Genomic DNA, 23777 nt, shown 5'->3' with positions numbered 1-23777 from the left:
GTTGAAGCGCATTGGCAGTTCCTGCCTGAACCAACTGGAGGTGTTTCGCGATGTTGATGCGCACTGACCCGTTCCGTGAGATGGACCGGATCGTCCAGCAGCTTTCGGGTACGTCGGGCACGTGGTCGAAGCCGTCCGTGATGCCGATGGACGCCTACCGGCAGGGCGACACGTACGTGATCGCCTTCGACCTCCCCGGAGTGAGCACCGACGCGATCGACATCGACGTCGAGCGGAACATGCTGACCGTGAAGGCCGAGCGCCGGCCCTCGGGGAAGTCCGACGGCGTACAGATGGAGCTCTCCGAGCGGCCCCTGGGCGTCTTCTCCCGCCAGATCATGCTGGCCGACACCCTCGACAGCGATCACATCGAAGCCGAATACGACGCGGGTGTCCTGACCCTTCGGATCCCGATCGCCGAGCGCGCCAAGCCCCGCAAGATCACCATCGGTGGCGAGTCCGGCCGCAAGCAGATCTCCGGCTGACCGTCCGCACCCGGCGGTGGAAGGCGGGGACAGTCGATCCCCCTCCGGCACCCCGCCTTCCGCGCCCCCCTTTGCCGCTTTCACCCCCCTTTGGAGGTGACGTGATGTCGATGCGCAGGGAGGCGTTCTTGGGCCACGTCCAGGAACGCGGCGAGTACACGACCCTGCCGGAAGCCGAACGGGCGGCCCGCGTCGTCCTCGCCCTGTTGGGCGCGCACCTGGCCGGCACCGTGCGAGCCGAGCTCGCGTCCCGGCTGCCCGAGACGTACGCCCTGATCCTCCTCAATCCCTTGCAGGCCACGGAGCCGCTCACACCCGAACGCTTCGTCCGCGCGACGGCCGCCTGGATCGAAGGCGCCACCGAGAAGACGGCCCTGTGGGACATCGGCGCGGTCCTCTCCACCGTGGCCGCCGCAGCCGGAGACGACCTCACCCGGGACATCCTGCTCCAGCTCCCACCCGGCTACGACCTCCTCTTCGGTCACCCCCAGCCCACCTGACCACCCCCCCCCGCCACCGTCCGGAGCCGGACCCTCGAAGAGAAAGGCAACCGCAGCACCATGTACGACCAGCCCCGACCGGACCGGCCCTCCACCGCCATGACGTTCGACCAGATGCTGGAACGCGTGCGCTACGAGGGCGCCTACCCCACCCGCGAACGCGCCGAGGAAGCCGTCCGCACCGTCCTGGCCGCCCTCGGCCGGCACGTCACCGGGGACGAACGCGTCGACCTGGCGCAGTGCCTGCCCGTCGAGGCCGCCCTCACCCTGACCGCTCAGATCCCCGACACCGCACAGCTCACCGGCTGGGCCTTCGTCAAAGACATCGCCTCCCGCACCGGCGGCACACCGGCCACCGCCCGATGGGACACGGGCGCCGTACTGTCCGTCGTCGCCCGCCTCGCGGGGCCCGACCTGCTGGCCCGGCTCCTGCGTCGGCTTCCGAGCGGCTACGCCCTCCTCTTCGGGCAGGCAGAACTACGGCAGCCCCAGGCCGCCGCCTGATCCCCGCCGCGTCGCGGGTGGCCCCGGCACCCCAGGGCGCCACCCGCCAGGACCCCGTCCGCAGCACACTCTTTCGGTGGGGCCAGCCACCGTGTTGAGCTGGGGTTTTCCCCCGGTCAGGTCGGAGGAGGACCCCAGCGCGGCCGACTGCGCTGTCAGGCCATGATCGTTCCGTCCCAGTGGAACACCTGATCCAGGAGCGACCGGAGCATGACCGCGCACAAGCAGCCCACCGGCCGACGGAGGGTGCTCGCCGCGACGGCCGGCCTCGTGGCCGCCGCCCTGCTGGCCCCGGCGGCCTCCGCCACACCCGTACCCGCACCCACGTCGGCCCCGGCGCCGACGAACGGCCGGCAGGGTGACGCGCTCCGCGCGCTGGAACGCGCCGCCCACCCGCTGCGGTCGACGGAACCAGGCGGCCGCACCACCGACCTGCGGGCGCTCGCTGCCATGATCGGCGACGCGAAGGTGGTCGGGCTGGGAGAGGCGACCCACGGCTCGCACGAGTTCTTCGCCATGAAGGAACGCGTATTTCGCCATCTCGTCGAGGAGGAGGGCTTCACCACCTTCGCCCTGGAGATGAGCTGGACCGCCGGCCTGCGGATCGACGAGTACCTCCAGGGCGGCTCCGGAGACGCCCGGAAGATCGCCAAGGAGACACTGACCGGATCGCCTTGGGAACGCGAGGAGTTCGTCAGCCTCATCGCCTGGATGCGGCAGTACAACGACCGGCACCCCGGCCGGAAGGTCCACTTCATGGGCAACGACGTCGGAGCGCCGAAGCTCGGTGACGCCGTCTTCGAGCGGGTCACCTCCCACGTCCGCGCGAGCCACCCCAAGGACCTCGCGCGCATCGAGAGCCTGTATGCGGGCCTGCGCCCCTTCGACGACGTCTTCGCCTACCTGCGCAAGCCCGTCGCGGAACGACGCGAGAACGCCACGACCGCCCAGCAGGCACTCGACCTGGTCACCGCGAACAAGGGCGCCGGTGGTGACGCCTACGAATGGGCCGAACAACACGCCCGCAACATCGCCCAGACCTTCGCCTTCGCCTCCCTCGACCTGTCCGATCCGCAGTCCGTGTCCGCCGCGGAGCACTTCCGTGACCAGGTCATGGCCGACAACACCGTCTGGTGGCATCGCCGAACCGGCGACAAGATGCTGCTGTCGGCGCACAACGGCCACGTGGGCTACCTGTCCAGTGACCCCGTCATGTACCCGACCACGCAAGGCGTCTTCCTGCGCGGCGCCCTCGGCCGCGGCTACGCCGCCATCGGCTTCACCTTCCACCAGGGGTCGTTCCTCACCGCGACCACCCTCGGCGGGCCCTGGGGCGAGGTCACCGTCCCCGCGGCCACGCCCGACATGCAGGAGCACACCCTCGACCGGGTCCGCCTGCGCGACTACTACCTCGACCTGCGCACGCTGCCGGCCGCGGGCCGCGCCTGGCTCGACACGCCCCGGCCCGTCTACGAAGCGGGTTCGTCCTTCAAGAGCGACCCGCTTCCCAGCCTCGCGATCGGCCGGGCCTACGACATCCTCATCCACCTCGACCAGGTCCACGCCGCAACCGCACTCTGACCGCCGGCGTGAGGAGCACCGCGCCCTGACCAGCCGGTCACGGCGAGGAGCCGAGCGGGTCCGGTTCCAGCACGGCGACCTCCCCGCCGAAACACAGGACGAGCCGGCCCTCTCGGCGGCACCCCCTCGGGGTCCGCTCCCAGCCTCATGGCACCATGGAAAGTTGACGTATCGTCAATTTCAGTACCCGGGGGGACACATGGAAGAGAAGGACACCTACGAGCAGCCGACCGCGTCCGCCGCCGAACTCGCCGCCGGGCGCGGTCTCGGTGACTGGGTCCGGACGTTCCGCATGAAGCAGAGCCGCATGTTCGGCAAGCACAACGCCTCGCGGCTCTACATGTACGCCGGAGGTGTGGTCGTGACGGGCCCCGAGGGTTTCGAGGCCGCGTACGACTGGGAGACCGTGCGGGTCCTGCGGTACCTGAGCACCCGCAACGGCGCCCCGTGGGACGCCCGGTACACCCTCCTCGACCCGAGCGGCGCCGCCGTGAACATAGGCCCTGGCACTCGGGTCTTCCTGAAGGAGGACAAGCAGGCCCTCGGTATCACCTCGGTGGTGCAGGGCGCCCTGTTCCTCTGGCCCAACACCTGGGGGGAACACATTCAAGACGCCGTCACGCGCGCGCAGTTGCCGAAGGTCCTCGCACGCATCGAAGGCGGCGAGACGGTGGACTTCGGCCCCTACAAGGTCGACCGCCACGGCCTGGCGGGCAGGAAGCACGCGGCTGCCTGGTCGGAGATCACCGAGATCTCCTCGTACAGCGGCACGCTGATCTTCAACGGATCCCTCAAGCGCACGACCGTGGACAGTGTGCCTCTGCAGAACATCGCCAACGTGAACCTGTTCCTCACTCTGTGCCAGCGCTTCAAGGGCTGAAGAAGTGAGGGAACCGCACTGCGCGGGGCGCCGGTAGCACGGCCGGTCATGCGGGGGGTCGGAGTGCCGGTCTACATGGGTGTGGCGTGCCGCGGCTGGTTTGCCGTGGCACGCCGTTCGGTGTGGTGGTGGGTGGCAGGGTCACATTCCTTGTGGGTGTGGCTGCCTAGTGGGGGTCAGTGGCCGTGGTGGCGTCCGCGGCGGCCCCAGGACTCGGTGTCGAGGATGTTGCCGCGGTTGTCGCGGAGGGTGGCGGTGTCGCGCTCGTCCCAGATCTGGTGGCGGCGGTCCTGGTAGACGTCGCGGCGGGTGTCGCGGCCCTTGCCGGTGTGGACCTTGACGCTGGAGCGTCCTTCGAGGCGGAAGCCGTTGAAGCGGTAGCGGTTGCCCTGCTTGTCGGTGAGGGTGAAGCCGCGCAGGTCCACGCTGTGGCGGCCGGTGTTCTTCACCTCGACCCATTCGCTGTTCAGGGCGCGGTTGTCGCGCCCGCGGCCGGCGTTCTCGACGTCACCGATGACGATGGAGGAGTGCGTGCCGCGGTGGTCGCGCCGGTGGTCGTCGGCGGCGGCCGGCACCGCCGCGGCGCCGATCAGGGCTCCGGCGGCCAGGAGGCCGGCGAGGGTGCGGCGGGTGGCGAGAGAAGCAGACATACGGAAGGCTCCTTCAACAGGCGGTCCGGCCCGGCCTCGTGCAAGCCGGGCGGACTTCGAACAGTTCCCGGCGTCCTGCCGAGGAGCCACACTCTGGACCCGAACCACACCCGAAAGCAACGAAATCGCTCCGTGTTGCCCAACCTGGACATCTCGGTAACTCTCCCTTGTAAGGGACACACGTCAAAGCCGCATTGACCCTCGGTGGTGACAGCTCCGACGCGCGCCCATGAAGCGCACGGGCGGCAGTGCCCTGCCTCGCCGCCGCCCGGCTTCACCGCCACCCGCCGCCCTTGCGCCGAACGGGTGCAAGGCCTCGTAACAGCCGCTTCTGTGAATTCTCCGCAGGGCACGTGGAGGCCGTGGCGTCAGCCGAGGCGGGCGAGCAGGATGCGGCCTCCCTCGTACACCCCGCCGTCGATGGCGACGACTCGGCCATCGGCGTACCGCAGCACGTCCCGGACCTCCGCCGGCGCGACGCCGAAGTACTTCGTCAGCGTGCTGTGCCCGTGCACGAGCACGGTGCCACCGAGCGTGCCCAGCACGACCGACACGGGATCGTCGACGTGTGCGACCTCGGCGTCGCGGAACGCCCCCCGGTCGCTCATCCGCTCGCAGAACTCGAGCCACACGGCGGTGTCCGTGGCGTTCAAAGTGGCGGACACGGCGGTGTTGACGTCCGCGATGGTCGACCCGAACTCCAGGTACCGGGCGGTGTCCGAGAGGATGAGGAGGTGGTCGTCCACGAGCGCGACTGCGGGCAGGTCGAGCAGCCAGGCGATGTGCTCCGCGGTGAGGCGGCGCAGATCCTCCTCGCAGCCGCCGAAGCGGGCCCAGCCGCCCCGGAATCCACCGGGTTCGTCCCACCCCGTGACGGATGCGTCGCCGAACCGGTGAGCGGCGAGCAGTTGCACCTCGTGGTTGCCCAGCAATGCCCCTACGTGGCCGCCCGCGGCCGTTGCCTCGTCGGCGAGCCTCCGGACGTCCTCGATGACGCCGATGCCGTCCGGACCGCGGTCCACGTAGTCGCCGAGCAGCCACAGCCGTGCGTTGCCCCCGGCCCACCGCCCCGTGCGGTCGACGAGTCCCGCGGCGCGGAGCGCTTCTTGGAATTCGGTCCGGTGTCCGTGGACATCAGCCGCTACGAAGAAGGGTGTTGTGGGCATTGTCATGGGCCGCGACGCTACCAGCGGCTCGCCCGAGGCGGTCGGTATATATGGCCGCCATGGGGTGCCCCCAGGCGGGCACCGCACCGACCGCGCCGTGACGCTGCCGCGACGACAGGAGCGGTTCGCCGCCGGGCGGGTGGCTCCGCGGACGAACATCGCGGGCAGCCCCACCAGTTGGACTGGTGGGGCTGCCAGGGCGTCAGACCATGACCAGCAGTCGTGTGCTCGGTACCAGCTTCCGGTTCACGCTGGTGCTCTGCACGAAGATCGTGAAGTCGTCGTTGTGGTCGGGCTTGACGCGGACTTCCGCGTTGGGCAGGCCGAGCAGGGCCCGGGCCTCCGGTCCCGTGTAGACCTGGTCCGTCTTCTTTTCCAGCACCGCGATCTGCTTGCGCGCCTGAATCTTTTCCGACTTGCTGAGCTGGTAAAAAGCGCATCCCGTCCGGTAGTTCTGACCCGACTCGATGACCCACTCCCGGATCGCCGCTTCGCGGGCCACCGGAATCAGCTGGTACTGCGACGGATCGACCGGGGTGAGACCGGCTGCCTCGATGGCGTCTTTGTTGACCGTCTCCGCGCCCGTGGAGAATACCGCCCGAGAACCCCGAATACCCTTGGTGCGACCCACCATGAAGTTCTCGGTGGCCTTCAGAATGACCTGCCCGGCTTCTTCCAGACCCTGTGTGCTCGTGGCATCCCAGATGGCGATGTTGTCCTTGGGGAAGCCGCACTGCATGGCCTCGCGCTTGCCCATCTGGTCCGGCACGAGGACGGCCAGGGTCCAGTTGTCCTTCTGCGTCTCGATCATCGTGGCCACGGCCTGCACCAGTTCACGAGCGTTGTTGCTAGGGGCGCCCGGGCAGCGGTGACTTGCGTTCTCCTGCCCGTCGGTCAGTACGAACGTGAGGAAGCTGTGGTCGCCGTAGAGCTGAGCGGTCTGCGCCAGCTCCTGCTGTGACTTCAGCGAGGCCGCCAGGAGCGCCGTCATTCCACCGGCCCGGTACAGCTGCTTCAAGGACGGCATGCGCAGCACGTCCTTGTCGTAGATGACGCACTCCACCTTGTCCGCGAAGACGTATACGGTGACGCGGGTTTCCTGGTCCAGTTCCTGCGACCGGCGGGCGAGATACGCAATCTGCTGGTCGGCGACTTCGACGACTTTACGGCTCAGGTGCGACATGGACGAACTGGCGTCCAGGACGAGAGCGACGTGATTGATGTAATTCTGGTTTCCGGACACTAAGGCTCCCCCTCATTCCGACTTGATGCTTCGATCCTCTCACCCGTCACTGACAATCGATCTTGGACTCCAGGCGGTCCGGGGCACGCGGGTGCCCGCTCGCTCACGGTCGACACCGGTCCGGCCCTGGCCCCATATAGGACAGGATCCGGCCTAGTTGCTGCCTACCCTGCCGTGCATGACCTCTTCTTCGCAGCACCAGGCCCAACCGCTGTCCGGCGAGCGCCGCGAGCTCGTCCAAGCCCTCGAGTCGCAGCGGCAGCTGTTCCTGATCACGCTCCGCGGGCTGACCGACGAGCAGGCCGCTCGGCGCACCACCGTCAGCGAGCTCACGCTGGGCGGGATCCTCAGGCACCTCGTGTCCGGCGAACGGGCATGGACGCAGATCCTGGTCGAAGGAGACGGCGAACTATCCGACGGCATGCTGGACATGGAGCAGTACCGGATGAGTGGCGGCCACACGCTCGAAGGGCTGCTCCGCCAGTACGCGGCGGCCGCGGCGGCGACCGACGAGGCCGTCGCGGGCCTGCCGGACCTGGACCGGACCGTGCCGCTGCCCGTCACCCCGTGGTCCCCGCCGGAGCCCGTCCACTGGTCCGCGCGCCGGATCGTGCTCCATCTGATCAAGGAGACGGCGCAGCACGCCGGGCACGCGGACATCATCCGCGAGTCCCTGGACGGAGCCAGTTCCACGGCGCAGCGCTGACATCCGGCGGCCCGCGCCGACGTCCGGGGCATGGGGACCGGAAGACCGGAAAGAAGCGTCATCATGGGGACCCCGGGAACGCCGCCGGTCACCGAGGGCCGGTTCCGCCACAGGGGAGCCGAGCTGGTCTACGACGACGCGGGCTCGGGTCCCCTGGCGGTGTACGCGCACGGCGGGTTCGTCAGCCAGGCCGTCGAGCAGCGGATGGACCTGTTCGACTGGGCGCCGGTCCTGCGGGCCGGACGGCGCCTGGTCCGCTACGACGCACGCGCGCACGGCCGCTCCACCGGACGGCCCGTCGAGGAGGACTACACCTACGGCTCGCTCGCCGACGACCTGCTGAGCCTCCTCGACCACCTGGGCAGCGCGGAACCCGTCGACGCCATCGGCGCCTCGATGGGCTGCGGCACCTGCCTCCACGCCGCCGTCCGGTCGCCGGACCGGTTCTCCCGGCTGGTGCTGCTGCTCCCGCCGACCGCCTGGGCGACCCGGGAGGGGTACGCACGGGCCAACCTGGCCGCCGCCGACACCATCGAGCGGGAGGGGGCTGGGGACTGGCTCGCCGCTCGGGGCGACCCGCACCGCCCCGCCGCCGTCGCAGACGTCCCCGATTTCCCGCCCACGCCGCCGGAGCCGATCCTGCCGTCCGTCCTGCGGGGCCTGGCCCGCTCCGACCTGCCCCCGCCCACCGCGCTCGCCGCGCTGCGGCGCCCGGCCCTGATCCTGACCTGGGCGGACGACCCCGGCCACCCCGTGTCGACGGCGGCGGCCCTGGCCGACTGTATGCCGCAGGCCGAGCTGCATCTCTCCCGTACGCGCGCAGACGTCCGGACGTGGGGCCGGCGCATCGCGGACTTCGTCACGGGCACCGACCCCTTTTCTGGTCCCTGACGCGGTCAGACCGTCGGTGAGGCGTTCCCCGCGCGGACCCCTACTTCTCCAGGCGAGAGGACATCGCTGGTTCCGCGACGGAGTCGGGCAGCTGCCGCGCCCGGGCCCGGTCGCGGAACCAGGCACCCGCCCCCACCAGCACCGCCACCCCGACCCCGTACAGCGGAAGCCACAGGGTCGTCGTGGCCGCGAGGCATTCGGCAACGGCCTTGCCGGCCTGGACTTCCTGCGTGAACGCCAGGGCGGTGGCGTCACTGCCGGCCAGGTTGCCCAGCGCGGCCTGCGCCTGGAGGGCCTCGTACCGGCCCAGCAGCTCGCAGTCGCTGCGCGTCCCCGGCATCGGGAACAGCCAGGCCCTGCGCTGCAGCAAGGGGGCGAGAGCGACCGCGACGCACAGGCCGATGACGAGCGAGTACGCGACCAAGCCGCGCATGTACGCCGAGCGGAGGCGCGGCGTCCACTGCGCCCGCCGTTGGAAGGCGAGCATCACCGCGAGGAGCGTCACCCCGATGAACGTGGCGAACCACTGCCACGAGCCCTGGGCGAGCGCGAAGGTCAGCACCGCGGCGAGTCCGATGCCGATGACACCGGGAGCGGGAAGGTCGGCGTCTGCTGCGGCGGGTGCGGTCCTCGGGGTCACTCGACGGCTGGGATCACTCACGGTCGTCTCCTGCGGCGGGGGAGACATCAGGATCCCCCTCGGGGTACTGCGGCCCCGGGTGCCATGCCGAAGGCACCGGGCGTCCCGCCCGGATGGCGCGAGCCGCCGGGCGCCGGTGCACCGGCGGCCGCCGCGCCACATGGTGCGCGGCGGCCGGCTCGGCGGCGTCAGACCTGTCCGCGCCATTCTCCGGTGGCAGTGCCACGGTCCTCGATGAAGTGCTTGAAGCGCTTCAGGTCGCCCTTGACCTGCCGGTCGACGAAGCCGAGCTTGTCGCCGATGTTCTCCGCCATGCCTTCCGGGTCGAAGTCCATCATCAGCGTGACCTGGGTGTGCGAGGGGTCGATGGGCCGGAACGTCACCAGGCCCGACTGTTCGCTCTCGCCCCCGAGGGTCACCCAGGCGACCTTGTGATCCGGGATCTGCTCGGTGATCTCCGCGTCGAACTCCCGCTGCACGCCACCGATCTTCGTCACCCAGTGCGTGAGCGTGTCCGTGCGTTGCTCGATCCGCTCGACACCGTCCATGAACTGCGGGAACGACTCGAACTGTGTCCACTGGTCGTACGCGGCCCGTACGGGTACGTCGACCTCGATGGACTCCTTGACCTTCGACATGCTGGTCCTCCTGTCGGTGCCGGGCGGGCCGGTGCGGGTGCGTCCGGCCCGGGCAGGGCACGTCATCGATGCCCGCCGCCGCCTCGGCTGCCCCGGGCGCCGGTCCGGCATTCCCCGAAGGGGCCGTCCTGCTGCACCGTTCGGCTGACAGCGCTCGCGCGGACGGCCCCTGCGGCCGTGTGCGGTCCGGTCACCCGACGGGCGCTGCCGGGGAGCCCTGACGGCGCAGTGCGCTGAGGAGAACGCGCGGGCGGATGAGGGCGGTCGGCCGGTCGACGAGTCCCGCGACACGCATCAGGGCATCCGTGGCGGCGGGGTCGTTCATCGCGGCGTGGTGCAACCGGGTCACGTACGCGTTGCCGATGCGCGCGGTGAGCCCACGGCGCCCCTTCACCCCGGCGTACCTGAGGTCGCTCGTCGTGGAGAGGAACCACGGGTTGTCGACGATCCGTCCGACGTCACGCATGAACGCCATGGATTGCGGCGCGCCGCGCGAAAGGTGTCGGCGCAGCGCCAGTACTTCCATGGCCGCGACGGTCATGCCCTGGCTGTAGTTCGGGTTGAGGCTGCACACGGCGTCGCCGAGCAGGAGGAGCCGCTGGGGAAGGCGGGGCAGCCGCTCGTAGTGCCGGCGCAAGCTCGCGGGGAAGCGGAAGCAAGCCGGGTCGCCGAGGGGCTCCGCGTGCCGGATCTGCTCGTAGACGTCGGAGACGGGCAGGGACCTGGCGAAGGCGAGGAATCCGCTGGGATCGGTGGGCGGATGGTCGCCGAGGATGCCGGTCAGCGACAGGATGCAGGTCTCGCGGTCGACCCGACCGAAGAACGCCCCTCGCGGGAACTCGCGTGACGCGATGCAGTTGATGAACTGCGTGCCGTCGAGCATGTCGGGGCGGCTGCGGTAGAGCCGCGTCGTGTAGGCCAGACCGATCGCCATCCGCTTCTCGACCGGTCGCTCGTAGCCCAGCTCCTCCAGCCATACCGGCGTGCGCGATCCGCGACCGGTGGCATCGATGAGCAGATCGGCGTGGAGGTCGAAGGCGCTGCCGGCATCCGCTGCCGTCGAACGCAGCCGGACCCCGGTCACCCGTCCGCCGTCCGGTGTGGACAGGAGGCCGAGAGACTCCGTCCGCTCCAGGAACGTGACATTGGGCCGCGCGGCGACCCTGTCGCGGAAGTACTCCTCGAGCACCGGGCGCCGCGCCGTGATCGACGCCAGGCCGGTCCGTGTGGACCGCAACGGCCGGGCGTTGAAGTACCAGCGTTGCTCGCCCAGATCTCCCACCGGCAGCTCTGCGCGCCGCATGTCCCCCAGCAGGTCGGGGAAGAGCTCCTCCAGGATGAGGCAGCCGCGGGCGTGCAGTCCGTGGGCATGCCCGGCGTGGGGAGTGCCCCGCCGCGGACGGCTCGCGCCGGCCACCTGATCGCGGTCCACGACGATGACCTCACGGTAGAACTCCGAGAGCACCCTGGCGGACAACGTCCCGGCGATACTTCCTCCGAGCACGACGGCCCGGTCCCCCACGCATCGGTTCATTGCGCCGGCCCCGCCAGGAGTGCGGCGGCGAGGCCCAGGAAGCCGAGGTCGATGGAGATCAGCACCAGGAACCGCGCCTTGCGCAGCTCGTGGCGGTACACCCCGTAGTACAGCTGGGCGAGTTGCAGCGCCACCGCTGGAGCACTCAGCGCGATGAGGCCGGAATTCAGCCCTGTCGTAGTGAACAGCAGCACCAGCAGTACCGCGTTGACCGCGACCAGCACGTGCAGTACGACGGCGAACCACGCGGGCGTCAGGAGGACGGCAAGGGTCTTCCGGGAGACGGCAGCGTCTCCCGACCGGTCCGAGGCGTTCCCGTAGGACACCACGAGGAGCAGCCACAGACCGAACAGCGCGCTCACGAGGAGCGTCTGCCGACTGACCGTTCCGGCGGCGAACCAGTAGGGCATCAGCACGGTGTAGGCGCCGGTGAAGAAGATCGTCGATTCGAGTCCCAACGGCCGGTAGCTGAGCTTGACGCCGCAGGAGTACTGGACTGCGAGGACCGGCACGCCGAGGGCGACCACCAGGGCGGGCCAGGGAACGCGCCGGTCCAGTACGCCGGCGGCAAGCGGGACCGCGAGCATCCCGCAGGTCCACGCGACGACGGCGAACCGCACCGCTTCCGGCAAGGTCAGCGCCCCGGTGAGCAGTGGTTTCCTCACCATCGTCACCCGTGGCCGCCCCGCGTAATTGCGGGCGTCACTGCCGTTCAAGAAGCCGCTCACGTCGTCGGCGGCCGCCGAACTCCACTGGAAGGCCAACGTGCCGACGAGCAGACAACCCAAGGCGAGCAGTGTGCGGGCGCCGGCGGTTCCCTCCGGGCGCAGGAGCAGGAGACCCAGGACCCAGCCGTAGACGTAGTGGTACATCCGGGCCTTGCCGAGCCGGAGGTAGCTGACGATGCCGGGCCGGAGCCGGGGCTCGACCGGGGTGGCGGCCGACGTGTGCGCGGCGCTCACGTGCTCCTCCGTCCCTGGCGGACGGCGGCGGCCTCGAGGAGTTGGAAGGTCACCGGAACCTCGCCGGCCCGGCGCGCGGTCCGTTCCCGCTCCGTGAGCCGCACACCGCACCGGGCGGCCAGCGCGTTCAGCCGGCCGGAGTCGCCAAGGCTGTTGAACCCGAGGAAAAGACGGCCCGAACCGGTCAGCCGGGCCAGGCCGTCGCGCAGGTACCTCTGGTGCGTGGCGTAGCCACGGTCGAAGATCGCGTGCTGCATGGGGCGGGTGTAGACGAACTCCTCGGGGGCGCAGATGACGTTGGAGTTCCAGAACACCGCGTCGAACCGTTCCCCGGGCGCCAGGGCGTCGAAGAGATCGCTGTGCAGCACCCGCATCCGGTCGGCCACGCCGTGGCGGGCGGCGTTGAGCCCGGTATTGGCGACGGCCTCGGGGTTGATGTCCACCGCGGCGACCCGCGAGCACCCCGCCAGCGCCGCCATCACCGCCGTCACCCCGGCTCCGCAGCCCACCTCCAGAAAACTGCCCCCTACGGGGAACGGCAGCCATTGGGTGAACAGCCGGGTGGAGTCGGTGTGGACCGGGGCGAACACCTGAGGAAGCAGATGCCACTGGAGGCCCAGCATCTCGAATTCCCTCGGCTTCCCTCCTCCGTCGTGCCGCTCCACCAACTGCAGGCCGAGGTCGAAACGGGTGTCACCACCGGACGCGGGAGCGGGGGAGAGCGTTAAGGGGACGTGCTGACTGGTCATGGAAGTTCCTTGTCGGAGAATGGCGAGGAGGTCCTGAACACCGGCGCGAACCTGACGGGCGGCCCCGATCAGGCGGAACGGCGTGAGCGCTGCACTCGGTCAGCACGTCTCGACCGGTCGTCCGCGCCGTGGGCGCATGCGACCGGCAAGGTCGCGGAAACCGGTTCCGCACCTGCGGCAGGACGCATCGAAGGCGAAGGCCGCCGCACGCGGGGTCCCGTCACGACTCTCCGTCCTCCATCTACGCACCGTTCGTCGAAGATCACGGAAAGTAGCAGATTTCTGAAGGGGCGCATCACGCGGTGCGGTCGCCCGCTCTTCCCACTGCCGCGTGGGCGTCGTGGTGTTCCGCCGCCCCTTCGGACATCAGTGCGGTGAGTGCTTCTTCCCTGTGAGGCCGGTCTCCGCGAGCACCGTGGGGTGATCGTCAAAGTCCACCCCCAAACCCGGCGTGTCCCTGCGCTTCAGCGAGCCTCGCACCGGCGCTGGGGAGTGTCGGGCGAGGATGGAGGCCCGCAGGCGCCGACGCGTGCGGTGGCGGAGGAGAACGCATTGATCACTGTCGATGTTCAGCACTGCGGCCACTCGGTCCTGGTCAGCGCCAGCGGGGAACTCGACGAGGAGGCGGGCGAGATGCTCCAGCAGGCGCTGGCCCACGTCACCGCCCGCGAGCGGGACCTGCTGGTGGACCTGCACGGCGTCGCGGTCATGGACGCCGACGGCCTACTGCACCTCCTGGACCTGCACCGGCGTGCCGAGTGCCTGGGCCTGCGGGTCCTGGTCACCGGCTGGCAGCCCCAGCCCCAGCAGCTCATGGCCGAGGTCGCCGGCATTCGCGGGCGCGGCTCGGCCACGGGGGAGCGGTACGCGTTGGCGGGCTTCCGCCGGCTCATCGAGGACCGGGCACAGCGCGCACGGAACCACGCGGACTTCGCAGCAGGCTGGCTGCCCCGCGCGTAGGTGCCCGGTCATGCGCAGCTCCTCCGGGGCGACCGGGGTTTCGCGCCACGGTTGCCCATCGGAAGAGGCGCCTCCCGCCTGCCTCCGGTCCGCATCCTGCTCCGAACACGCCGAAGGCACCGCCTCAGTCGAGGTAGGTGTAGGGGAGCGGGTTCGTGAGCTGCCCGCAGGGGGTCGCCGCGTAGACGGAGACGGTCGCCGCCGTGGGCCACTCCGGGGCGACGGCGACGACCGAGGTGTCGCTGAGCACCACGACGTCCGCGGCCTCCCGGCCGGTGAAACATCCGTCGGGCCCAAGGGTGCCGAAGAGTACCCGGGTGTACGGGGTGAGGGCGGTGCCGAGCAGGGTGACCTGGGTGCCGCCGCCGCGGGGGCCGACGTCGGGCTGGAGCGCGACGAGCTGCCCCTGCGGGGCCCCGTCCGGGGAGCCGGGGTGGACGGGGAGCGTGCCGGGGGCGCAGTGCGCGGGCCCGGCGGCCTCGGCGCGCGGGGCGGAGTGGACCAGCGGCAGGGTGCACAGGGAAAGCGCCGTGAGCAAGAGTGCGGTTCGGCGGCGGGTACGCGTCATGGCGGAGCTTTCCGGTGGAGGGGGGCACGGATCGCCACCACCCGGTGGCGGCCCGCGCGGTTTCTGATCCCCCGGGCCAGGTCAAGGGCGGGGTGTCCTGGGCCGGGGAGGTATCGGCACGCTTGTCGAACGGGTTGTGTGGCCTGGAAAGCGTCGCGGCACCGGGCCTCGGGGCCCGTCAGTGGACGACGGTGAAGCTGCGCCACGGCAGAGTGCCGGGAGCGGTCACGTTCGCGCTGGAGGCCGGGATGTAGATTCCGTCAGCCTTGTCGCTCTTCTGGCACTTCGGCGTCCGGTACAGGACGACGTCGAGCAGGGAGTTGTTCTGCACGTGGGCCGCACCACGCGGGAGGCCGATCTTGTGGCAGCCCTGCACGGGGGTGTTCGAGTGCGTGACCACGACCGGTGAGTCCTCCGCGCGGAAGTCGAGCGTGCCCACGGTGGTCTTGCCGGCCGAGCAGGCCGTGGCGGTGAGCAGCAGCAGTGCCGCGCCGCTGATGACGCCGATGTGCCGGAGGTGGGACATGGTTTCGGTCCTCGTCTGTGATGGCTGCCCTTGACGGCAGCCTGGCGTGCCGCGCACCGGAAGGCATCCGGTGCGCACCCGGCGGGATGACGGCCGAAGGAGGGAGAAGAAGGGCCCGGGTGCGTGCGCGAGGCGACCAACCGCTGCCTGTCCACCCGCACGCCACCCGCACGCCGCCCGCACGCCGCCCGCACGGGCACCACCCGCACCGACGGAGTGCCGCTGTCCCCGGAGTCCCGCGGTACTTCGTACGTGCTCCGAACCGAGCCCGTCGCGGGTCTCCTCCACACGCCGAGGCGACGGGCTCGGGACAGGAGTTCAGCCGCTCACGTGCGCACGCGGCTGTTGGGTCCGTCCGGGCCACTGGCGGCTTCGTCGTTGAACCAGTAGTCGCCGGCGGCGAGGTAGCGGAAGGAGTGGATGCTCCTGCTGGGCAGGGCCACGGTGACGGCCCGCTTGCCGTCCTTGCGCGGTTCCAGGGTGTGGATGCCGGGCTGCCAGTCGTTGAAGTCGCCGACGACGCTGACCGGGCCGGGCGGGGTGTCTGCGGGCAGGACGAAAGTGACCTCGGTGCGGTCCTTGCGCGGCTTGCGCTCCAGCATGGCGATCGGCTCCTGCCGTGAGGTGAGAGGGGGGGTGTGCGCTCCATCCTGGGCACGCAGGGCGCGGCCCGCATTTCGGCGTGTCCAAGGCACCGCTCCCTTCGGGAGTCACCCTTAGTGGCCGAAATGATGCGGGCAGTCACATTCCATGCCAGGTTGGTCGGTGAGGAAACCCCTATCCCTCGTCATCAAGGAGGCCGACATGGCTGGAACCAAGGACAAGCGTCAGGAACCCGGCAAGGGTCGCGAGGAGCAGAACCGCCCCCAGCGCCCCGGGCAGGACCCGGTCCACCCCGAGCGGGACGTGCCCTCCCGCGGCAACCCGGCACGCGGCGGCCAGCGCCCCGAGGAGATGGAGCGCCGGCGCGAGGACGACCTTCTGCGCGACGAGCGCAACGACTTCTAGACTTCGCGGTACCCCACGCGCGCAGAGCCCGGCCGGCAGGAGCCACCTCGGCCGGGCTCTGTCACGTCTCGCCCGCCACCTCGCCGGAACCCGCCCGGGTCTTGGACGGACGGCCCGACGGTTCCGGGACGGCGAAGTCCCCAGGCGCTCGCTCATGCGCCGGGCGCCTACTCGGGCCGGTCCGGGCCCGCTCCGGGTAGAGACCCGCGGGGACCGGAGGCCCTGTCCTGGTCGACGACGTCGCGTTTGCGGCCGCCCGCGTAGTCGAAGGCGGCGATTTCCGGGTGGTGGAGGTCGAAGGCCGGTGATTCGGAGCGCACGCGGGGCAGGGTGACGAAGTTGTGCCGCGGCGGGGGACAGGACGTAGCCCATTCCAGGGATCGGCCGTAGCCCCACGGGTCGTCGACCTCGACACGGGGTGCGAGCTTGGCCGTCTTCCACACGTTGTAGAAGAACGGCAGCGTCGAGGCGCCGAGCAGGAACGCGCCGATGGAGGAGAGCGTGTTCAGGGCGGTGAATCCGTCGGCGGCCAGGTAGTCGGCGTAACGGCGGGGCATTCCCTCGGCCCCGAGCCAATGCTGCACGAGGAAGGTCATGTGGAATCCGACGAACAGGGTCCAGAAGTGGATTTTCCCGAGGCGTTCGTCGAGGAGGGTGCCGGTCATCTTCGGCCACCAGAAGTAGAACCCGGCGAACATGGCGAAGACGACCGTCCCGAAGACCACGTAATGGAAGTGCGCCACCACGAAGTAGGAGTCGGTGACCTGGAAGTCCATCGGGGGCGAGGCCAGGATGATGCCGGTCAGGCCACCGAAGAGGAAGGTGACGAGGAATCCGATCGACCAGAGCATCGGCGTCTCGAACGAGAGGGAGCCCTGCCACATCGTGCCGATCCAGTTGAAGAACTTGACCCCGGTCGGCACCGCGATCAGGAACGTCATGAAGGAGAAGAACGGCAGCAACACGGCTCCCGTGGCGAACATGTGGTGGGCCCACACGGTCACGGAGAGGCCGGCGATGGAGATCGTGGCGCCGATCAGGCCGAGGTATCCGAAGATCGGCTTGCGGGAGAACACCGGAATGATTTCCGTGATGATGCCGAAGAACGGCAGCGCGATGATGTAGACCTCGGGGTGCCCGAAGAACCAGAAGAGGTGCTGCCACAGGAGCGCACCGCCGTTCTGCGGGTCGAAGACTTGGGCACCGAACTTGCGGTCCGCCTCCAGCACCAGCAGGGCCGCGGCCAAGACGGGGAAGGCGAAGAGCACCAGTACCGAGGTCAGCAGGATGTTCCAGGTGAAGATCGGCATCCGGAACATGGTCATGCCGGGTGAGCGCAGACAGATGATCGTCGTCGCGAAGTTGACCGAACCGAGGATGGTGCCGAATCCCGACAGCGCCAGCCCCATGATCCACATGTCGCCGCCGATGGACGGTGTGCGTACCGCGCTGCTGAGCGGCGTGTAGGCGGTCCAGCCGAAGGCCGCGGCACCCTGCGGGGTCAGCAGGCTGCCCACGACGATCAGGCCGCCGAAGAGGAACAGCCAGAACGACAGCATGTTCAGCCGCGGGAAGGCCACGTCCGGGGCGCCGATCTGCAACGGCATGATCGCGTTGGCGAAGCCCGCGAACGTCGGTGTCGCGAAGAGCAGCAGCATCACCGTTCCGTGCAGGGTGAAGATCTGGTTGTACTGCTCGTTGGAAACGATCTGCATGCCCGGCCGGGCGAGCTCCGCCCGCAAGAGCAGCGCCATCACACCACCGATGATGAAGAACCCGAACGACGCGATCAGATACAGATGGCCGATCTTCTTGTGATCGGTCGTCGTCAGCCACGAGACCAGCACGGTCCCCCAGGAACGCCCCCTCACCGGGATGGGCGTGACAGGCTCGGTGGACGTCACCATGGACGACTCCTTTTGCGTCAGGGCGTACAGGGAGGCGGCCGGCACCCGCAGCAGCGAGGTTTACGCACGACTTACAGATGTACTACGGAAAGTGACGAAGGGCCACGAGTCGACCGCTCCGTAACTCGGTTGGCCCCACCCCTCGTCGACTGACGTCGTTCCCCGCGGCCCGGGGGCGGGCCGGCGCGCGCGGGCCCGTCCGGGAGCGCGTCCGCACTTCGGCCCAGTGCGGGGCGGTGAAAGGAAACTTCTCTTGGCGTGTCCGGACGTCGGGGGGCGTTGGCCGGCGGGAAGATGGCCGCGACGACCCGCCCATGCCGCCAGGAGTCTCCGTGCTGGAACGCAAGCAGCTCAAGGACCGCACTCAGGTCACGTTCGTCCTGCCCGCCGATACGCCTCCGGGCCCGGTCAGCGTGGTGGGTGACTTCAACGACTGGCAGCCCGGCGCCCACGCGCTGGTGCCGCGTGCCGACGGGACGCGCGCCGTCACCGTGGCCCTGCCCCGAAAGGGCGTGCACTCCTTCCGGTACCTGGCCGCGGGGGACATCTGGTTCGACGAGGACCACGCCGACAGCCACGACGGCATCAACAGCCGCCTGCACACCTGAGTCGGACGAGGCTGGGCGGGGACCCGCGCGGTCCCCGCCCAGCCGGTTTCCGGCCTACTCGCCGGCCCGTCGTGTACGTCCTGGACGCCGACAAGGACCGCAAGGCCGGAGAACTCGCCCGGGGCGAGCGGTCGTGGGCGGCGAAGACGACGGACGGTCGCCCGGTACGCCGCGCTGCGTCCGGTCGGACAGCCCTCAAGGCTTGCGGGCGAGCAGGTGAATCTCCTGGAACTGACGCCGGTCGGTGGGCTGAGGCTCGCGCACCATCCGGGCTACCTCGGCCAAGCCGGCCTCGCGCAGCATCGCGGCGAAGTGATCCGGCGACCACCGATAGGCCACGTTGACGGTGTGATCGAAGGCTTGCGTGAGGTGAGACGGATCATCGCTAGCCGAAAAGCCGACCAGAAGGTGGCCGCCGGGCGCCAGCACGCGGTGGAACTCCGCCAGGATGGGCGGGAGTTCGCGCGGCGGAGTGTGGATGATCGACCAACGCGAGAGTACGCCGCCCAGCACGCCGTCAGCGATGCTCAACGCGGCCATCGATCCCACGTCGAAACGCAGAGCCGGATGGGCCTGTCGTGCCAGCTTGATCATCTCTGGTGAGGCGTCAACGCCGAACACCGACAGCCCCAGCCCGTCCAGATAAGCGGTGATGTGGCCGGGCCCGCACCCCAGGTCCGCGACCCGACCGTCCCCACTCGCACGTACGACCTCGGCGAAGGCATCCAAGATCGCGCGGTCCAGCGGACTGTCACGCAACGTGTCGCGGAACAGCTGCGCATAGGCGGGGGCAGCGGCGTCGTACGCCTCGCGGGTGGCGCTGAGGGCATCGTGTTCGACCATGTGGGGGTGTCCTTTGCGCGGTGTGCGGTGTGCGGTGCCGTCCGGGAGCCGCTCGACGTGAACCCGGCCCGGATGCGGCCGGCTTGTCGGGCGGGCACGGCGCGCAGGCGGATGCCCTTCTCAGGAGCTGACGGATGTCCGTACCGGGCTGCGTTCCACGATCTCACGGGCTGCGCGACGAGGGCGGCGCCGGCCGCGAGTTGCGCGGCGTCGAGACGGTCGCGACGGAGCTTTGCGGTGGGCGAGATGCGCGTACTGCTCACACGCCGGCGCTGTCGCGAGCGGCGGGTACGGCGTGGTGGCGTGCGATGTTCTTGGCCAGGAGCCGGGTGGACTCGCCGACGCCGATGTCATCGTCCTTCTCCACAGCGGGCAAGCGCCCGTCGGCGAGGCGGAGTTCGGCGAGGGCGGTATCCATCGCCCGGTGCGCGGCGAACAGGCAAGGGGTGCTGTAGATGGCCATGTCGACCCCGAGGCCGGTGAGTTCACCGAGCGAGAGGCGCGGGGACTTGCCGCCGGCGATCTGATTGAACAGGAGCGGCTTCCCGCCGACGACTGCACGAATCCGTTCGATCCACTCCACGCTGCGGACTCCGTCGACCAGCACCACGTCGGCGTCGGTGGCGGACAGGGCCTGCGCTCGCTGGAGGATGTCGGCCTCCTCGGTGGCGTCGGTGCGGGCGACGACGACCAGGTCCTTGCGCGTGGCGAGCACCATGTCGAGCTTCTCCAGGTATTCCTCCAACGGCAGGACCTGCTTGCCGTCCGCGTGCCCGCAGCGGCGGGGTCGCTTTTGGTCCTCGAGGATGACGCCGGAGGCACCGATCCGTTCGAGGCCCTCCACGACATGGCAGGCGACCTCGGCATCGACGTATCCGTCGTCGATGTCGACGAGGAGGTGGTGGCGGGGGAAGGCGCCGCGCAGCCGCTGGACGAAGGCCATCATGTCCGGCCAGGCGATGAATCCGATGTCGGGAAGCCCGTAGTAGGAAGCCGCGAAGCCGAACCCGGAGACGAACATCCCGTCGTAGTGCCCGGCCGCCACGGAGGCCGAGTACATGTCGTACACGCCGATCAGCGGTGTGGTGCCCGGCTTGGCGATCTCTTCCCGAAGCTCGTTCCCGTACCTCATGGTCAGTCTCCTTCAAGGGCCTGTGCGTATGCGTATCGAGGACCGGGAAACCGCGCGACACGGCGACGTTCGACCCGGGGCTGATCCTTTCCTGACCGCACGCGGGGGAATGGTTACTGCGCTGCGTCGCTCACGCCAACGGCGTAGCCCGTTCACCACAGAACGCCACTTGAGGCGAGCCGGGCACGACCCGCGCGAGCGCTGAAAGCGGGCGGCGGCCACTGCATCCCGTGAGACGGACGCATAACGGACGCATATTGGTTTGCCGCCAACCAGTCCGGTCCGATAAGAAGTTTGCATGCTGAGGGGTAACAAGGTCGGGCTCAGGGCCCGGCACGAGGACGACATCCCGGTCCTGCGGGCCGAGCTCTACGACGACGTGGTCAACGCATCACGGGCCGAAGGCGGCCCGTGGCGGCCGATCACGCCCGGCTCGAAGGACCCGCGGCTCGTGGTGGACGACAAGGAGCAGGGGCACGTCCCGTTCTCCGTCGTGGAGCTGGACGGCGGCACACTGGTCGGCACGGCGACCCTGTGGGGCATCGACAACCACAACCGCTTCGCGCACATCGGCCTCGGACTGCTGCCGTCCTCCCGCGGCAAGGGCTACGGCACCGACGTGGTCGCGGTGCTGTGCCACTACGGATTCGTCGTGCGCGGCCTGCAACGTCTGCAGATCGAGACGCTGTCGGACAACGCAGCGATGCTGCGCTCCGCCGAGCGCAACGGCTTCGTCCGCGAGGGCGTACTGCGCTCCTCGGCCTGGGTGATGGGCGAGTTCCTGGACGAGGTTCTTCTCGGGCTCCTCGCCCAGGAGTGGAAGCCGGAGGCACAGCACTAGGCCGTCTCTTCCGGGTCTGCCCCTGGCCGTCGAGCAGGGCCAGGAGTCGATGTCGTGCGTGATCACAGCCGGGCGGCGCGGGGACTCTCCACGGTTTGAGCCCGTACGGAAGCAGATCCAAGTACGTCGTCTGGGACCGGGCGGTGGTCACTCGCTACGAGAAGCACGCCGTCCGCTGCGAAGCCACCGTCTTCGTCGAGGCCATCAACGAATGGCTGGGACCGGCACGGAAATCCCGCGGCCGCGAGGCACCCTGGACGGTGGACGCGGGGTGCGTTAGCTTCCGGCGCCATGAGACTTCTGGGAGTTGGCATGTGCGCGGCGGCTCTGCTGCTGGGGGTGGTGGCCGCGCCGGCGCAGGCCGCAGGCGAGTTACGGGGCCAACGGGGCGTGGGCTGGGCGCTGAAGGAGACCGGCAAGGATGCCCGCTTCCGGGGGCTGGCGGCGGTCAGCCGGTCCACGGCCTGGGTGGCCGGCTCCAAGGGGACCGTGCTGCGCACCTCGGACGGCGGGCGGACCTGGCGGGACGTCTCGCCGCCGGGGGCCGTCGCGGAGGGGCTGGAACTGCGGGACATCGAGGCCTTCGACGGCCGGCGGGCCGTGGCCCTGTCCATCGGGGAAGGCGAGGCTTCCCGGGTACTGCGCACCGAGGACGGCGGCGCTACGTGGACGGAGACCTTCCGGAACGCCGACCCGCGGGCCTTCTACGACTGCCTCACCTTCTTCGACGCCCGGCACGGGCTCGCGATGAGCGACCCGGTGGACGGGAAGTTCCGCATTCTGTCCACCGACGACGGCGGGCGGAGCTGGCACGTGCTCCCGAACGCCGGCATGCCGGACGCGCTGCCGGGTGAGGCGGGCTTCGCGGCGAGCGGTCAGTGCCTGGTGGCCGCAGGGCCGCGCGACGTCTGGCTGGCCACCGGCGGGGGAGCGCTCGCGCGGGTGCTGCACTCGACGGACCGCGGCCTGACCTGGCAGGTCGCCGACTCCACTGTCCCGGCGGGCGACCCGGCGCGGGGCGTCTTCGCCCTGGCCTTCAGGGACCGTACGAGGGGCCTCGCGGTCGGGGGTGACTACCGCACCGGGCAGGCCTCCCCGCAGGCCGCGGCGGTGTCCTCGGACGCGGGCCGCACCTGGCGTCAGGCGACGACACCGCCGCCGGCCTACCGCTCGGGCGCGGCCTGGGTCCCGTACGGCCTCGGCACGGCCCTCGCGGTGGGCCCGACGGGTACGGACGTGACCGGGGACGGCGGCCGCACCTGGCGAGCGCTGGATCCGGGGTCGTTCGACACGGTCGCCTGCTCGCAGGACGGCGGCTGCTGGGCCGCGGGGGAGAAGGGGCGTGTGGGGCGGCTGGAGGCGGGGGCGGGGGCTGATCGGGGGTGAGGGAGGACTCTTGACCCCGACGCGCCGCCTCGGTGGCCTCTTCTTCCAGGCCGGGGAGCCTGCTCCGAAGGCGGCTCCAGTCGGTACGCAGACGCAAACCGGTGGAGATTTCGTGAAACGTCGGGTGCCCGGTCCCTGAGGGGCGGAGCGTACCAAGCACGGCCTGGACGAACAGGGCCGACGGCATCTGACCATCAGGAGATGCGGATGAAGCGGTTGCAGAAGCGGTTGCGTAAACCACAGCTGTTGGGTATCGGCGTCATGGCGCTGCTGCTCGGTCTCGTTGCCTCCCCCACCGCCCAGGCGGCGCCGGCCGCGGCTCCCGCCGCCGTGGAGTGCACCGGCAGCTGGGACGGCAAGACGTACTGGGCCAAGAGTCCGGCGGGGACCAAGGGGGGCGGCTACGCGCGCACCTACTGGAACAGTTCGACCAAACAGAACTGCGTGAAGTTCTGGTCCAGTCCCTACGACGGCCTCGCCTCGCACATCACCGTGGCGGTCTTCGACGAGGGTGGCGACTACTCCATCGACCCGCCGAAGGAACATCCGGCCAACTACCACTACTACGCCGGGCCGCTGTACACCTGGTTCGACTCGACGGGGCAATGCATCAGCGTGAGCGGCTCGTTGGTCCGGGGCGGAGTGACCTACCGCCTCAACACCGGGCCGATCCGGTGCGGATGATCCGTCGCCTCCGAACGTAGGGGCCAGCAGCACGTCCCGCCTTCAGCGTGCGGCCGGGCCCCAGCGCGTCGGGCGGGGGGGGGGGGGCGGGGGCCGGCCCGCGCCGGGCCACGGGCCCCGGGGCCGGCCGGCCCGCGGCGGCCGAGGCGGCCGCCCAGCACCCCAGGGACCGGGGGGGCGGAGGA

Annotated in this window: 27 protein-coding genes; 13 read left to right on the top strand and 14 right to left on the bottom strand. The window is 70.1% G+C overall.

The window, feature by feature from the left end; all coding sequences use genetic code 11:
* The first annotated feature begins 50 nt into the window (after positions 1-50).
* The 5 genes from ACFWBY_RS03215 to ACFWBY_RS03195 all read left to right on the top strand — a co-directional run bounded on the left by ACFWBY_RS03215 (position 51) and on the right by ACFWBY_RS03195 (position 3950).
* A complete protein-coding gene (locus tag ACFWBY_RS03215; protein ID WP_385342615.1) occupies positions 51-485 on the top strand; it encodes an Hsp20/alpha crystallin family protein in 435 nt (144 codons plus the stop codon).
* A gap of 104 nt (positions 486-589) precedes the next feature.
* A complete protein-coding gene (locus ACFWBY_RS03210) occupies positions 590-985 on the top strand; it encodes a DUF2267 domain-containing protein (protein WP_385342617.1) in 396 nt (131 codons plus the stop codon).
* Positions 986-1045: 60 nt separating this feature from the next.
* The gene (locus tag ACFWBY_RS03205; protein WP_385342619.1) at positions 1046-1489 is read left to right on the top strand and encodes a DUF2267 domain-containing protein; all 444 of its coding nucleotides are present in this window, start codon (positions 1046-1048) and stop codon (positions 1487-1489) included.
* A gap of 210 nt (positions 1490-1699) precedes the next feature.
* Positions 1700-3070, top strand: coding sequence for an erythromycin esterase family protein (locus ACFWBY_RS03200; protein ID WP_385342621.1), 1371 nt, complete (start codon positions 1700-1702; stop codon positions 3068-3070).
* A gap of 199 nt (positions 3071-3269) precedes the next feature.
* Positions 3270-3950, top strand: a complete 681-nt coding sequence (locus tag ACFWBY_RS03195; protein WP_385342622.1) for a DUF6585 family protein — start codon at positions 3270-3272, stop codon at positions 3948-3950.
* A gap of 176 nt (positions 3951-4126) precedes the next feature.
* Here the strand turns inward: ACFWBY_RS03195 and ACFWBY_RS03190 are convergent, their stop codons facing one another.
* From ACFWBY_RS03190 to ACFWBY_RS03180, 3 genes are all read right to left on the bottom strand, one after another.
* Complete coding sequence (locus ACFWBY_RS03190) at positions 4127-4600, bottom strand: lamin tail domain-containing protein (RefSeq protein WP_385342624.1); 474 nt, start codon at positions 4598-4600, stop codon at positions 4127-4129.
* Positions 4601-4968: 368 nt separating this feature from the next.
* Positions 4969-5772, bottom strand: coding sequence for a metallophosphoesterase (locus ACFWBY_RS03185; RefSeq protein WP_385342626.1), 804 nt, complete (start codon positions 5770-5772; stop codon positions 4969-4971).
* A 196-nt stretch (positions 5773-5968) separates the two neighbouring features.
* Entirely contained in the window at positions 5969-7009 is a 1041-nt protein-coding gene (locus ACFWBY_RS03180) for a vWA domain-containing protein (protein ID WP_385342628.1), read from the bottom strand.
* Between the two features lie 178 nt (positions 7010-7187).
* Here ACFWBY_RS03180 and ACFWBY_RS03175 point away from each other — a divergent pair, with 178 nt between their 5' ends.
* Together ACFWBY_RS03175 and ACFWBY_RS03170 are read left to right on the top strand one after the other, a co-directional pair.
* The gene (locus tag ACFWBY_RS03175) at positions 7188-7715 is read left to right on the top strand and encodes a DinB family protein (RefSeq protein ID WP_385342629.1); all 528 of its coding nucleotides are present in this window, start codon (positions 7188-7190) and stop codon (positions 7713-7715) included.
* Between the two features lie 63 nt (positions 7716-7778).
* On the top strand, positions 7779-8606 hold the full coding sequence (locus ACFWBY_RS03170; RefSeq protein ID WP_385342631.1) for an alpha/beta fold hydrolase: 828 nt from the start codon (positions 7779-7781) through the stop codon (positions 8604-8606).
* A gap of 40 nt (positions 8607-8646) precedes the next feature.
* Here ACFWBY_RS03170 and ACFWBY_RS03165 read toward each other — a convergent pair whose 3' ends face one another.
* From ACFWBY_RS03165 to ACFWBY_RS03145, 5 genes are all read right to left on the bottom strand, one after another.
* Positions 8647-9267 carry a hypothetical protein gene (locus ACFWBY_RS03165; RefSeq protein ID WP_385342633.1) on the bottom strand — a complete coding sequence of 207 codons (621 nt, stop codon included), beginning with the start codon at positions 9265-9267 and terminating at the stop codon, positions 8647-8649.
* A gap of 167 nt (positions 9268-9434) precedes the next feature.
* Positions 9435-9884 carry an SRPBCC family protein gene (locus ACFWBY_RS03160; protein ID WP_385342634.1) on the bottom strand — a complete coding sequence of 150 codons (450 nt, stop codon included), beginning with the start codon at positions 9882-9884 and terminating at the stop codon, positions 9435-9437.
* Positions 9885-10074: 190 nt separating this feature from the next.
* Complete coding sequence (locus ACFWBY_RS03155; protein WP_385342636.1) at positions 10075-11361, bottom strand: NAD(P)/FAD-dependent oxidoreductase; 1287 nt, start codon at positions 11359-11361, stop codon at positions 10075-10077.
* A 53-nt stretch (positions 11362-11414) separates the two neighbouring features.
* The gene (locus ACFWBY_RS03150; protein ID WP_385342638.1) at positions 11415-12380 is read right to left on the bottom strand and encodes a UbiA family prenyltransferase; all 966 of its coding nucleotides are present in this window, start codon (positions 12378-12380) and stop codon (positions 11415-11417) included.
* A complete protein-coding gene (locus ACFWBY_RS03145; RefSeq protein WP_385342639.1) occupies positions 12377-13129 on the bottom strand; it encodes a methyltransferase in 753 nt (250 codons plus the stop codon). The genes ACFWBY_RS03150 and ACFWBY_RS03145 overlap by 4 nt, the downstream gene beginning before the upstream one ends.
* Before the next feature lie 552 nt (positions 13130-13681).
* On the opposite strand from ACFWBY_RS03145, the gene ACFWBY_RS03140 reads away from it, so the two are divergent.
* Positions 13682-14089 carry an STAS domain-containing protein gene (locus ACFWBY_RS03140; RefSeq protein WP_385342641.1) on the top strand — a complete coding sequence of 136 codons (408 nt, stop codon included), beginning with the start codon at positions 13682-13684 and terminating at the stop codon, positions 14087-14089.
* Between the two features lie 124 nt (positions 14090-14213).
* Here the strand turns inward: ACFWBY_RS03140 and ACFWBY_RS03135 are convergent, their stop codons facing one another.
* From ACFWBY_RS03135 to ACFWBY_RS03125, 3 genes are all read right to left on the bottom strand, one after another.
* The gene (locus tag ACFWBY_RS03135) at positions 14214-14657 is read right to left on the bottom strand and encodes an IPT/TIG domain-containing protein (protein WP_385342643.1); all 444 of its coding nucleotides are present in this window, start codon (positions 14655-14657) and stop codon (positions 14214-14216) included.
* A 178-nt stretch (positions 14658-14835) separates the two neighbouring features.
* A complete protein-coding gene (locus ACFWBY_RS03130) occupies positions 14836-15183 on the bottom strand; it encodes a hypothetical protein (protein ID WP_385342645.1) in 348 nt (115 codons plus the stop codon).
* A 326-nt stretch (positions 15184-15509) separates the two neighbouring features.
* Positions 15510-15785, bottom strand: a complete 276-nt coding sequence (locus ACFWBY_RS03125; RefSeq protein ID WP_385342646.1) for an isoamylase early set domain-containing protein — start codon at positions 15783-15785, stop codon at positions 15510-15512.
* Positions 15786-15987: 202 nt separating this feature from the next.
* Between ACFWBY_RS03125 and ACFWBY_RS03120 the strand changes: the two genes are divergently transcribed.
* Positions 15988-16191: a hypothetical protein gene (locus ACFWBY_RS03120; protein ID WP_385342648.1), complete on the top strand. Its 204-nt coding sequence runs from the start codon at positions 15988-15990 to the stop codon at positions 16189-16191.
* A 167-nt stretch (positions 16192-16358) separates the two neighbouring features.
* On the opposite strand, the gene ctaD is transcribed toward ACFWBY_RS03120, so the two are convergent.
* On the bottom strand, positions 16359-18098 hold the full coding sequence (ctaD, locus tag ACFWBY_RS03115) for a cytochrome c oxidase subunit I (RefSeq protein WP_385342650.1): 1740 nt from the start codon (positions 18096-18098) through the stop codon (positions 16359-16361).
* A gap of 332 nt (positions 18099-18430) precedes the next feature.
* On the opposite strand from ctaD, the gene ACFWBY_RS03110 reads away from it, so the two are divergent.
* Positions 18431-18706: an isoamylase early set domain-containing protein gene (locus tag ACFWBY_RS03110; RefSeq protein WP_385342652.1), complete on the top strand. Its 276-nt coding sequence runs from the start codon at positions 18431-18433 to the stop codon at positions 18704-18706.
* Between the two features lie 195 nt (positions 18707-18901).
* Here ACFWBY_RS03110 and ACFWBY_RS03105 read toward each other — a convergent pair whose 3' ends face one another.
* On the bottom strand, positions 18902-19549 hold the full coding sequence (locus ACFWBY_RS03105) for a class I SAM-dependent methyltransferase (RefSeq protein ID WP_385342654.1): 648 nt from the start codon (positions 19547-19549) through the stop codon (positions 18902-18904).
* A gap of 259 nt (positions 19550-19808) precedes the next feature.
* The gene (locus ACFWBY_RS03100) at positions 19809-20681 is read right to left on the bottom strand and encodes an oxaloacetate decarboxylase (protein WP_385342656.1); all 873 of its coding nucleotides are present in this window, start codon (positions 20679-20681) and stop codon (positions 19809-19811) included.
* Between the two features lie 298 nt (positions 20682-20979).
* On the opposite strand from ACFWBY_RS03100, the gene ACFWBY_RS03095 reads away from it, so the two are divergent.
* The 3 genes from ACFWBY_RS03095 (at position 20980) to ACFWBY_RS03085 (ending at position 23592) form a co-directional block, all read left to right on the top strand.
* Positions 20980-21522, top strand: coding sequence for a GNAT family N-acetyltransferase (locus ACFWBY_RS03095; protein ID WP_385342658.1), 543 nt, complete (start codon positions 20980-20982; stop codon positions 21520-21522).
* 312 nt (positions 21523-21834) lie between these two features.
* A complete protein-coding gene (locus tag ACFWBY_RS03090) occupies positions 21835-22908 on the top strand; it encodes a WD40/YVTN/BNR-like repeat-containing protein (protein WP_385342660.1) in 1074 nt (357 codons plus the stop codon).
* 207 nt (positions 22909-23115) lie between these two features.
* Positions 23116-23592 (top strand): hypothetical protein, encoded by a 477-nt coding sequence (locus tag ACFWBY_RS03085; RefSeq protein WP_385342662.1) that lies wholly within the window; start codon positions 23116-23118, stop codon positions 23590-23592.
* The last annotated feature ends 185 nt before the right edge of the window (positions 23593-23777 follow it).

Origin of the sequence: Streptomyces sp. NPDC060049, assembly GCF_042736715.1 — a bacterium.
In the GTDB taxonomy this organism is placed as follows: Bacteria; Actinomycetota; Actinomycetes; order Streptomycetales; family Streptomycetaceae; genus Streptomyces.
This window is presented reverse-complemented; position numbering and strand designations above follow the sequence as displayed.